The sequence below is a fragment of the Novosphingobium sp. SG919 genome (assembly GCF_012932495.1).
Taxonomy (GTDB): domain Bacteria; phylum Pseudomonadota; class Alphaproteobacteria; order Sphingomonadales; family Sphingomonadaceae; genus Novosphingobium; species Novosphingobium rhizosphaerae.
On the sequence record NZ_JABCNG010000001.1, the window covers coordinates 2122405 to 2133939 of the forward strand.

The following is an 11535-nucleotide window of genomic DNA, read 5'->3' on the forward strand; positions in this document are numbered from 1 at the left end:
CATCACCGTTCTGGGCGCCGCGCACCGCATGGCCGTTGGATCGCCATGATCGGCGGCGCTGGCCGGCCGGTGCGGCGTCTTATAATTTCAGGTTATAAGATGATCCGTTCATTATATTTCACTTGATCACGCTGCCGCGCCATTCCGCCCCCACAACAAAACACCACCATGGTGGAGAGGGCAACGAGGCGAGCCAGCCTTACGGGCTGCTGCGGCGGCGACACCTCTTCGGCGATGGTGACCTGGAGGTGTACATGAAGGGCTTTTCAACGATCCGGTGCAATCTGCTCGTCGGTTCTGCGCTGGCGATCTGCGTGATGGGCGGACAAGGCACGGCGCAGGCGCAATCGGCTCCGCCCGCGGATCAGCCGGCGCCGGCCGAACCCAAACCGCAAGAGATTGTGGTGACGGGTTCCTACCTCGGCAACATTCGCCAGGAAAACCGCGCGTCGCCCATTCTTGCGGTGGACAACGCCGCCATCGCGCGCACCGGCTCATCCTCGATCGGCGATCTCACCCGCTTCATTCCGCAAAACGTCGGCAGCACCGGGGGTTTGCAGGATCTTTCCAAGGGCGGCGCCGATACGCGCGATACCCGCTCTGCCAACTTGCGTGGTCTTGGCGCCGGCTCCACCCTGGTTCTGCTCAATGGCCGCCGCGTGACCCCGCAGGGCGGCGACGATTACGTCAACCTCAACAGCCTTACCCCCGACATCGCGATCCAGCGGGTCGAAGTGCTGCTCGACGGGGCTTCGTCAACTTATGGCGCCGATGCGGTGGCTGGCGTTTTCAACGTGTTGACCGACACCCGGTTCACCGGCCTGAAGGCCAGCGCCCAGTTCACCAGCGTGGCGAAATCGCCGGCGTGGAACGCGCAGGCCATGCTGGGCGTAGGCAACGATCGCTTCCACACCGTCCTTTCCGGCTCCTATCGGTTTCAGGACAATCTCCAGAATTCCGATCGCGCGGTCACCAATTTCTTCAACCCCACGGCGGCCGGCTATCCCGGTAGCTATCTGCTGACCGGCCGCCCGCTTACCGCCACCGGGGGCCATGTGGTGATCAACGGCAACGATTACACCGCGCTTTACGATGCCAACAAATCGGCCACCGGCACGCTCAAGGTGGTGGACCCCAATTGCGGCGCGGATGGCACCAACAGCGTCTATTCCCCCGCCAGTGGGGCCACGTTCGGCCTGGGCAACTGCCTCTACAATTTCCAGCCCAAGAACCCGATCCGGCCGCGCGCGCGCAGCATCAACATCCACAACGACACGACGTTCGAAATCAACGACGCCAACACCCTGTTTGCCGAAATCAGCTATTACCACCAGGATTCCCAGCGGTTTGGCGTGCCGTCCTATGCGCAGAATGCCGGCAATGCGACGATGCCCGCGTCCAATCCCTACAATCCGTTTGGCGTGGACGTGCTGTTCTATGGCCGTGTCATCGGTGCCCAGGGCTTTCCGGGTGGCTACGAATATCGCGTGATGCGCGACACAGTGAACCAGCAGCATTATGTGGCTGGGGCGCGCGGCAACCTGATCGGGCGATGGAAGTACCTGGCCACCGGCACCTACTCCGCCTCGCAGACCATCGCGCGCGATCGCGATACCGACATGAACCTGTTCCAGGCCGCCCTGCGCGGCTATGGCGGCCCGAACTGCAACACCAATTTCCTCGGTGGTGGCAGCGGCGCCGTGGCCGGACAGGGCAGTTGCCTCTATTACAGCCCGTTCCAGGCCAACCTTGCGCAGATGGATCCCTCGCTGATCCACAATCTGCAAAGCGACGTCTTCACCGATTTCAAGCGCGAATACTACATTGCCGAAGCGGTGGTGAACGGCCCGCTGGCCAGCATCGCCGGCCACGAGATCAACGTGGCGCTGGGCGCGCAATATCGCCGCGAGAAATCGACCACCACGTATTCCGACCTGCTGCTTTCGGGCTATGGCGGCTTTCTGGGCAAGCATCTCAACACCGCGTTCTCGCGCGAAGTGAAAAGCGTGTTTGCCGAAGCGAACTACCAGCCGATCGACAGCCTCACGCTCAACCTGGCGGCGCGATACGAAGACGCCGGCGGCTATAGCAAGGCCGTGCCCAAGGTGGCGGCCAATTGGCGCCCGACCGAATGGTTCTCGCTGCGCGGATCGTACAGCAAGGCGTTCCAGGCGCCCACGCTGGCCAACGGTTCGGCCTCGTTGATCGGCACCAACGTGGTCAATGTCACCGACCCGGTCGATGGCACCACCTCGTTCCGCACGATCCAGACTTATGGCAATCCCGATCTCAAGCCGCAGTCGTCCACGGTCTACAACATCGGCGCCACATTCGTGCCAAAGCGCGGCGCGCGCTTCTCGATCGATTACTGGAAGTATCAGTTCAACAACCAGATTTCGACGCAGAACCCGCAGCAGGTGGTCAACACCGCGCCCAACGGCAGCGCGGTGATCCGCGATCCGCTGACCGGCACGCTGCAATCGGTGATCGTGACCAGCTTCAACGCGCCCAGCGGCACCAAGACCGCCGGCCTCGATCTCCAGGGCCAGTATGCGTTCGATGCCGGCCCCGTCCAACTGACGCTGCGGGACACGCTGACCTATCTCCTGGCCTATGACGTCGATACCGGCGTGCTGCTGCGCGATGCCAACGGCAAAGTGACGGGATCGGTCGTCTATGATGGCGTAGGCTATCGCAATGCCTTCACCCAATCGCCCACGTCATCCTCGGCCGCGCCACGCTGGCGCAGCGTGGCCGGCATTGACGCCGGGTATGGCCCTCACACGCTGTCCCTCACCTGGCGCTACACCGCCGGCGTTAAGGACGATTACGGGCAAAGCCTCAACACCTCGGGCAGCGGCGCGGTGGTGCCGACCGTCGCCACCAGTGTCAGCGCCTTTTCCGTGTTCGACGCGCAATATAGCCTGAATTTCGGCAAGGAAGATCGCTATGCGCTCACGCTCGGCGTGATCAACATGTTCAACACCGCGCCCGGATTTGCCAAGTACAACGGCTACCTGCCCTCGATCGCCGATCCGTTCGGACGGCAGGTCTATGCGCGCATCGCGGCCAAGTTCTGACGATGGGTGGCGGGCTTGAGCGCAGCATTCCAGCCGGGGCCGGCGCCTTTGCCGCCTGCCTGCTGGACGACGCGCGCAGCGCCCGCCACCATGCGCCCGCCGCACGATCGCCCGTGCGGTTCCCTCTGGCGCACAGGTTCCGCATGCCCCGCACCCCCAGCCTTTCCACGTTGCGCCAGTTCCGCATCCTGGCCCAGGCGGCCAACTTCAGCCGTGCGGCAGAACTCGTGCATGTGTCACAGCCGGCCCTTTCGCGCACCATTCGCCTGCTGGAAGAAGATCTCGGCGCGCGGCTGTTTGATCGCAACCGCCGCCATGTTGCCCTCACGCCGGCTGGCGAAGACCTGCTGCGGCTGACCGAGCGCCTGATCGCCGATTTCGACGACGCGTTCGATCAACTGGGCCAAACGCTGTCGGGCCAGCGCGGCCGGATCGCCCTGGGCGTGCTGCCGTCCTATGCGGTGGGCGACCTGCCCGGCGTGCTCAGCCGTTTTCGCGATGCCTGGCCCGGTGTCGATGTCACGGTGCGCGAGGGGCTCGCGGGCACGATCTATCAGAACTTGCGCGAAAGGCTGATCGATCTGGCGGTGATGACTCCGCCCGACGACGCCGGGGAGGATTTCACGTTCGTGCCGCTGTTCACCGATCCCTGCGCGTTGGTCTGCCGCGCCGGAGAAGCACCGGCCGATCCCGGCTGGCACAGCTTTGCCGATGCCCCCTTCATCGCCATGGCGCCCACCAGCAGCGTGCGCCAGATCACCGATGCGGCCCTGGCCCGCGCCGGGCTCGCCCCGCGCCCGCTCTATGAATGTGCACAGCCCGCCACGCTGGGTGCCTTCATCGCCGCGGGTCTGGGGATCAGCGCACTGCCGCTCTCGTGCCGTCCCATGGTGGGGGCGCATGATCTGGAATGGCATCGCCTGAATGACAGCCGGGCCGAACGGGTGATCGGCATTGCCCATCTGTCGGGCCGCAGCCCCTCCCCCGCCGCCCAGAACATGCTGAGCCTGCTGACCGCCAAGGGAGCATGCTGATGCCGGTCGCAGCCGTCCTGCCCGTGGGGGTTCTGGCGCTGGGGGCGCTAGCCATCGTCGGCGTGATGCTGGCGGTCATTCTCACCAACCGGCTTTCCCCGCTCGCGGCAATGATCCTGGTGCCGGTGATCGGCGCGATCCTGCTGGGCCAGGGGGCCGGCGTTCCGGGCTGGATCATCGCGGGCGTGACCAAGATCGCGCCGGTGGCCGGCATGTTCGTCTTTGCCATCCTGTTCTTCGGCGTGGTCAGCGATGCCGGACTGCTGGCGCCACTGGTAGGCGCGGTCTTGCGCCTGGTGGGGCGCAAGCCGTCGCGCATTACCATGGGCACCGCGCTTTTGGCCTTGCTGATCCATCTCGATGGGTCGGGCGCGGTATGCTTCCTGATCACGGTGCCGGCCATGCTACCGCTTTACGACCAGCTCGGCATGGACCGCCGCATTCTGGCCTGCTGCGCCTCGCTGGCTGCCGGCGTCAATTTCCTGCCGTGGACGGGGCCCACCTTGCGCGCCAGCGCCGCGCTGCATCTTACCCCGGCCCAGATTTTCACGCCAATGCTTCCGGTCCAGCTGGTCGGCCTCGTCTTCGTGTTTGCTGCGGCATGGTGGATGGGACGACGCGAGGAACGGCGCCTGGCCGCCTTGCCTGGCGCGTCGGCGGCGCCCGATGCCGTGCCGACTGCCCCGGCGACCGCGGACCCGCTGCACCGCCCGCGCCTGTTCTGGCTCAACCTGGCGATTACGCTCGCGGTCATTGCCCTGATGGTCACCGGCGTGGCTGAGCCGGCCGTCGTCTTCATGGTCGCTTTCGCCCTGGTCCTGACGATCAACTATCCGCGAGCCGAAGAGCAGCGTCTGCGGATCGAGGCGCATGCCCGCCCCGCCATGATGATGGCCGGCGTCCTGTTCGCAGCGGGCGCGTTTACCGGCATCATGAACGGCGCCGGGCTGATCCATGCCCTGGCCCAATCCAGCGTCGCGCTGGTTCCCGAGGGCATGGGGCGAAGCATCCCGCTGCTGGTCGCGCTCACCGCCATGCCGCTCAGCGTCGTGTTCGATCCCGACAGTTTCTATTTCGGCGTCCTGCCGGTGGTGGCGCAAGTGGCCGGCCATTTCGGCGTGCCCAGCGTGCAGGTGGCCCAGGCCGCGCTGCTCGGCATGCACACGGTCGGCTTTCCGATCAGCCCGTTGACCCCGGCCACCTTCCTGGTGGCAGGCCTGAGCCGCATCGAACTGGGCGCGCACCAGCGCTTTGCCTTTCCCTGGCTGCTTTGCGCCACCCTGGTGATGACCGTGGCGGCGCTGGCCATCGGCCTGATCGGCATATGAGTGAGAAAAGCATGAGAAGTATACGCATCGGTGCCGGGGCCGGCTTTGCCGGAGACCGGATCGAGCCGGCCGTCGAATTGGTCGAACGGGGCGAACTGGATTACCTCTGCTTCGAATGCCTGGCCGAACGCACCATCGCACTGGCGCAGCTTGCGCGGCGGCACGATCCGTCCGCCGGCTATGATCCCCGGCTGGCGCGGCGTATGCGTGCGGTGCTGGGCCCAGCCATGGCCCGCGGCGTGCGTATCGTGTCCAACATGGGGGCGGCCAATCCCTTGGCCGCCATGAACGCCGCGCTCGACGTGGCGCGCGAGATGGGCCTGGGCGGCATTCGCATGGCGGCCGTGCTGGGAGACGATGTCCTGACCAGCATTGTGGGCGAGGACCACCCGCTGATCGACCGCGAAGGTTCCCTGGCCGATCTGCAGCCCATTTCGGCCAATGCCTATCTCGGCGCCTTTCCCATCGCGCGTGCCCTGGCCGAAGGCGCGCAGGTGATCTTCACCGGCAGGGTGTGCGATCCTGCGTTGTTCCTGGCGCCGATGATCCATGCGTTCGGCTGGGCCGAAGACGATTGGACTAGGTTGGCGCGAGGGACGGTGGTTGGCCACTTGCTGGAATGCGCCGGGCAACTGACCGGAGGGTACTTTGCCGATCCGGGTTACAACGACGTGCCCGGCCTGGCGCGGCTGGGCTTTCCGTTGGCCGAAGTGGGCGAAGACGGCAATGCCGTGCTTACCAAGGTGGCCGGCACGGGCGGGCAACTGACGCTCGCCAATGCGCGAGAGCAGGCGATGTACGAAATCCTCGATCCCGCCCGCTATCTGCAGGCCGATGTTGTCGCCGATTTCACCACGCTCCAACTGGCGCAGGCCGGGCCCGATCGCATTGCGGTTTCCGGGGTCACCGGCCATCCGCGGCCCGAAACCCTCAAGGTATCCGTCGGCTATGAGGACGGCTTCGTCGGCGAAGGGCAGATCGCATATGCCGGGCCGGGCGCGGCGGCGCGTGGGCAACTGGCGCTCGATATCGTGGCAGAGCGGCTGGCCTTGCTGGGCCTGCCGCTCGATGAAGTCCGCTACGACCTCATCGGTGTGAACTCCGCCAATGTCACTGGCCGGGCGCCAGATCCGGCCGAAGTGCGCGCGCGCGTTGCCGCTCGCTGCGCGGACCGCGCCATCGCGGCGGAAATCGGCGCGGAAGTGGAGGCGCTCTATCTCAACGGGCCCTCGGGCGGCGGCGGCGTGACCACGACGCTGCGCGAAGTGGTGGCTGTTGCCTCCATCCTCATCGGGCGCGAGACGGTGACGCCTTCCATTGTCCACGGGGTCAGCTGATGCAGCTGCGTGACCTCGCCCATGCCCGCACCGGCGACAAGGGCGACACTTCCCAGATCTGCGTCTTCGTGCGCGACGCTGCCCAGTTCGCGCGGCTCGAAAGGCTGCTGAGCGCCGAACGGGTGGCCGCGCACCTTGCAACGCTGCGACCCCTGCGGATCGAGCGCTTCGTGCTGCCCAATCTGGGCGCGGTGAATTTCGTGTTGCACGGGGTGCTCTCGGGCGGCGTCACGCGCTCGCTGGCGCTCGATGCCCACGGCAAGACGCTGGGCGCGCAACTGCTGGATATGGAGATCGACGATGCGTAGCGCCCTTCTGCTCGGCGGTGCCCTGCTGGCCCTTGCCTCGGGCGCGCAGGCGCGGGTCACGGCCATCCATGTCGCGACACGCACGCCCGCTCCGCTCACACCGGGAGAGCGCCCTTACGAGATCATCACCGGCACGTTCGAGGGCGATGTTTCGCCCCAGCGCGATGCGATCATCACCGATATCGCGCAAGCGCCACGCCAGCCGAATGGCCGGGTGGCCTATAGCGCCACCTTTGCCATCGCCCGGCCGCTCAAGGGCGGCAGCGGCGTGCTGTTCTACGATGTTCCCAATCGTGGCAATGGCAAGGTTGGCCCGGACGAAGATGGCCACATCCGCGTGATCAGCGGTTGGCAGGGCGATCTCGCCCCGGCGCCGGGCGTACAGACGGCCACCGTGCCCACGGCCAAGGGCCTCACCGGCCTGGCCCTTGCCCGCGCCACCGATCTGACAGGCAGCACTTGGGGGCTGACCGGCGGCATTGGCCGCCCGGTGCCGCGCCCCCTGCCCGTTGATCTCGACCCGGCCCATGCCCGGCTTTATCGCCAGGGCAGCGATGCCGCCCCGTTGCAGCCGATTCCGCCGGATCAATGGGCATTTGCCGATTGCCGCGCCGCGCCCTTCCCCGGCACGCCCGATCCGGCGCGCATCTGCCTCAAAGGTGGGTTCGATGCCGGCCAGGCCTATACCCTGGTCTACCAGGCGCGTGACCCGCTGGTGCTGGGCATCGGCTTTGCCGCCACGCGAGATCTTGTCGCCTTCCTGCGCCATGCCCGAACCGATGACCATGGCACGCCCAATCCGCTGGCCGGGCAAGTTCGCTGGAGCGTGGTCAGCGGCACGTCGCAATCGGGAAATTTCGTCAAGAGTTTCATCAACCTCGGTTTCAACCAGGATGAAACCGGCGCGCGGGTATTCGATGGCGCCAACCCCAATATCGCCGCGCGGCAGGTGCCGCTCAACTTGCGCTTTGCCGTGCCCGGCGGGGCGGCCACCCTTTTCGAGCCAGGCAGCGAGGGCACCCTGTGGTGGACGCGGTATGCCGATACCTTGCGCGGGCGTGGGCGACACAACCTGCTCGACCGCTGCTCCGCCACACACACCTGCCCCAAGATCATGGAGACGTTCGGTTCTACCGAGCTGTGGGGGCTGCGGCTTTCTCCGGCGCTGGTCGGCACTGATGCGCGGGCGGACGTGCCGATTGCGGCCAACGTGCGCCGCTATTACTTTCCCGGCGTTACCCATGGCGGCTCCTACACCGGGGGCATTTCGCTCGATGGTGACAAGCCCTGGCCTGGGGCACCGGTCTGTGTGCTGCCCAACAATCCCAACCCCTCGCTGCCCACCATGCGCGCGCTGCTCAAGCGCCTGGTGCAATGGGTCAGCACCGGCCGGCCCCCGCCACCCAGCCAGTATCCCACGTTGGCCCACGGCGATCTCGTCGCGCCAACGGCCGCCACTATGGGCTGGCCAGCCATCCCCGGTGCGCCGGTGCCGGACGGCAAGTTGAACGAACTGCTCGATTACGATTATGGCCCCGGTTTCGATTATCCCGATCTATCCGGGGTGATCACCCGGCAACCTCCGGCCATTCGCCGCACCATTCGCTCGTTGGTGCCGCGCGTGGATGGCGATGGCAACGAATTGGGCGGTGGGGTGCCTTCGGTCCAGCACCTGGTGCCACTGGGCACGTATCTTGGCTGGAACGTGCTGGCCCATGGCTATGGCGCAGGGGGCCCATGCGGGTTTGCCGGTGGTTTCATTCCGTTCGCAGTCACCCGCGCCGAACGCCTGGCCAAAGGGGATCCGCGCCGCTCTCTCGAAGAACGCTATGGCACGCACGCCGGGTTCGTCGCGCGGATCAAGGCCGTGGCCGCAAGGCGCGTAAAGGAAGGCTGGCTGCTGCCTGACGATGCCGCGCGCCTGGTGGCCGAAGCCGAGACCAGCCCAGTCCTGCGCAAGCCTTGAACGGACCCGATCAGGTCCGCACGCGCCCATCGGCGCCACGAACGACATGTTGGCCTCGTTGGCGGTGGACAGGCAATCGATGAGGCCACCGCCATGTTCGGCCACCCGCGCGGCATAGCGGGCGAACAGTGCGCTACCGCCTCACTCCCGACAAACAGACGACGATGCGCTTTCGCCGTCGCCGGCCCGCGCATGGGGCCATTGCGGATAGGGGCACAACAGGCGGGTTCGGCCCGGCCATGGGCTGTCTTCGCCCGCCGTGGCCGTGATTGCCTTGGGTGCCACACCCTTTTCCCGCCAGGCGACCAGCGATGAGAAGATGTCAAAGCGATCGGTGGCGGGGCCACCGCGGCCGTGGTTCATGCCCGGCACCGCGTAGAAGCGGATGAACCGTGCGGACTTGCCATGTTCGTGCCGATCCACGGCCGCCAGCCAGCGGATCGTATCGAGCACGGAAAAGACCGGGTCGCTCACGCCATGGAACAGGATGATCTTGCCGCCGCGACGGTAGAACGGCGAAAGATCAGTGGCATCGGCGTGCATGAAATCCACAGGCGCTTCGTGCAGCGCCCCCCATGGCACATGCGCGGCGCGATAGGCCTCGTCGATGTCCGCGCCAAGCGCATAGCGGGTGAGCGACGTGACATTATCGGCCACATCGAGCGGCGGGGAGCGGAATACCGCCGAATTGCTGGGCGCACCAAGGCGCAGCAACGCGCCGTTGTTGATGGGAGAGGCATAGGAACCCATTTTCCAGATGCGCCATCCTTGGGTTACGCCATTTGCCGTCTTTGCGCCGATGCCGGCATCCCACGCCCAGTCGGAATAGATTGCCTTGCCATCGCGGGTGTGCGGCCCACCCATCACCTGGCGTAGCGCCGCGACCTGCATGGGCAGCAGGCAATCGGGCGTCTTTTGCGCCGGGTCATCGCCATGGCACGTGACCTTGGCGAGTTCGGGCACGACACGCGCCGTGGTGCAGGCGGTGAAGTGCTCGATCATGCCATCGGTGCGCCCGTCCAGGCTATCGCAGGCCTTGAGGATCGCCCCTTGCGCCAACAGGATGTCATCGTCGCTCATCGCCTTGTTGACGAGCGGCAGGCCATCGTGGCCGACCTGGCCCATGGCCTTGGCCACGGCAGCAAAGGCCTGTCCATCCCAAAGCTGTGCGATGGAAGCGTGGGCAAGGTGGAAACCTGGATACCCGATCAAGGCGGCATCGAATTCCTGCGGGAACCGCTGCACCGCCATCATCGCTTCCTGGCCACCCTTGGAACCGCCGACGAAATAGGTGAACGCAGGCGCGCGGCGATAGTAGGCACGGATCAGCGCCTTGCCCGCCTTCACCACGGGGCCGATATAGCCAAAGCCATAGTTGTGGCGCGCTTGCGCATCGTGGCCGAACGTCACCACGCCCTGGCGCGCGGGATCGGTGTTGACCGCATTGTCATGCCCGGAATCCGAAGAGACGACGGCATAGCCCTGCCCCAGCGCGGTTACGCCTGGCTGGCTGGAAAAGCCGCCCGCCGCATCGCCAAGGTTGCCGTTAGACCCGCCACCCCCTTGAAACACGAAGCGGCCGTTCCACCCCGCCGGCAAGCGCACGTGGAACTTGATGGCGTAGGTCTGCCCATTGGCGCCAGCGCGCTCCTGCATCTTGCCGATCACTTCGCAATGGGCGGGCATGGCCGGCGTGGATGACGCAGGCCGGCCTTCTTCTGCGGGGCGCGCTTGCGCAGGCGTCGCCTCGCGAAAGGCGGCAAGCGACAGCGTGGTGGACGCATCGGGAAAGGCCACCCTGGACAAGGCGGCGCAATCCTGCGCGGACGAAACGGGCGCGGCCTGCGTGGGGCTGGCCCAGGCCAGCAGCGTTGCCAGTGTCAGCGGGCCCATTGCCAGATCGTGCTTCATCGCCGCTCCTTCGCTCTGTTCTTGATCGCTATTGGGTTATGCTAAATAACACGGTCCGCGCAGGGCAACCGCCGGCGCCCCTCTTGCCCAGGCCGCATCAGATCGAGATGGACATTTCCATGGACAATCCGTTCCTCGCCTATCCCGGCTATCTTCTGCGCCGCGCGGCGAGCAGCCGCCTGGCCCAGTTGTCGCAGCATCTCGAACCCATGGGCGTGGGCGTTTCGGAAGGCTCGATCCTGGTTCTGATCGGCCGCAATCCGGGCCTGTCGCAGGCGGAATGCGGGCGTTTGCTGTCGATCAAGCGCCCCAACCTCAACCCCATCATCCGCCGCTTCGTGGAACGCGGCCTGGTGGTGACCAGCCCCGGCCGCGGGCGCATCCAGACGTTGAACCTCAGCCCCGCGGGCAAGGAACTGGCCACCCGCATCGTGGCTGAATTCTCTGCCCACGAGGCGCGCATCTATGCTTCGGTGCCAGAGCATCTGCGTGCCGAACTGGTTCCCTTGCTCCGGGCGCTGTGGTGCCCGCCTTGATCGGCTGCGCCGACAGGGCATGAGCCCTGCCGGAA

8 protein-coding genes are annotated in these 11535 nt (G+C 66.1%); 7 read left to right on the forward strand and 1 reads right to left on the reverse strand.

The annotated features are described in order from the left end of the window. Positions 1-254 precede the first annotated feature (254 nt). From FHT19_RS09420 to FHT19_RS09445, 6 genes are all read left to right on the forward strand, one after another. Positions 255-3080 carry a TonB-dependent receptor gene (locus tag FHT19_RS09420; protein WP_169474714.1) on the forward strand — a complete coding sequence of 942 codons (2826 nt, stop codon included), beginning with the start codon at positions 255-257 and terminating at the stop codon, positions 3078-3080. Between the two features lie 143 nt (positions 3081-3223). Beyond that, the gene (locus FHT19_RS09425) at positions 3224-4114 is read left to right on the forward strand and encodes a LysR family transcriptional regulator (RefSeq protein WP_169474715.1); all 891 of its coding nucleotides are present in this window, start codon (positions 3224-3226) and stop codon (positions 4112-4114) included. Further along, a complete protein-coding gene (locus FHT19_RS09430) occupies positions 4114-5442 on the forward strand; it encodes a citrate:proton symporter (RefSeq protein ID WP_169474716.1) in 1329 nt (442 codons plus the stop codon). Before FHT19_RS09425 ends, FHT19_RS09430 begins: the two co-directional genes overlap by 1 nt. 11 nt (positions 5443-5453) lie before the next feature. Continuing rightward, positions 5454-6779, forward strand: coding sequence for an acyclic terpene utilization AtuA family protein (locus FHT19_RS09435; protein ID WP_169474717.1), 1326 nt, complete (start codon positions 5454-5456; stop codon positions 6777-6779). Continuing rightward, the gene (locus FHT19_RS09440; protein ID WP_168555271.1) at positions 6779-7087 is read left to right on the forward strand and encodes a hypothetical protein; all 309 of its coding nucleotides are present in this window, start codon (positions 6779-6781) and stop codon (positions 7085-7087) included. Before FHT19_RS09435 ends, FHT19_RS09440 begins: the two co-directional genes overlap by 1 nt. After that, positions 7080-9053, forward strand: coding sequence for an alpha/beta hydrolase domain-containing protein (locus FHT19_RS09445; RefSeq protein ID WP_169474718.1), 1974 nt, complete (start codon positions 7080-7082; stop codon positions 9051-9053). The genes FHT19_RS09440 and FHT19_RS09445 overlap by 8 nt, the downstream gene beginning before the upstream one ends. A gap of 141 nt (positions 9054-9194) precedes the next feature. Here the strand turns inward: FHT19_RS09445 and FHT19_RS09450 are convergent, their stop codons facing one another. After that, positions 9195-10964, reverse strand: coding sequence for a tannase/feruloyl esterase family alpha/beta hydrolase (locus FHT19_RS09450; protein WP_169474719.1), 1770 nt, complete (start codon positions 10962-10964; stop codon positions 9195-9197). Positions 10965-11071: 107 nt separating this feature from the next. Between FHT19_RS09450 and FHT19_RS09455 the strand changes: the two genes are divergently transcribed. Continuing rightward, positions 11072-11500 (forward strand): MarR family transcriptional regulator, encoded by a 429-nt coding sequence (locus FHT19_RS09455; RefSeq protein ID WP_169474720.1) that lies wholly within the window; start codon positions 11072-11074, stop codon positions 11498-11500. Positions 11501-11535 lie beyond the last annotated feature (35 nt).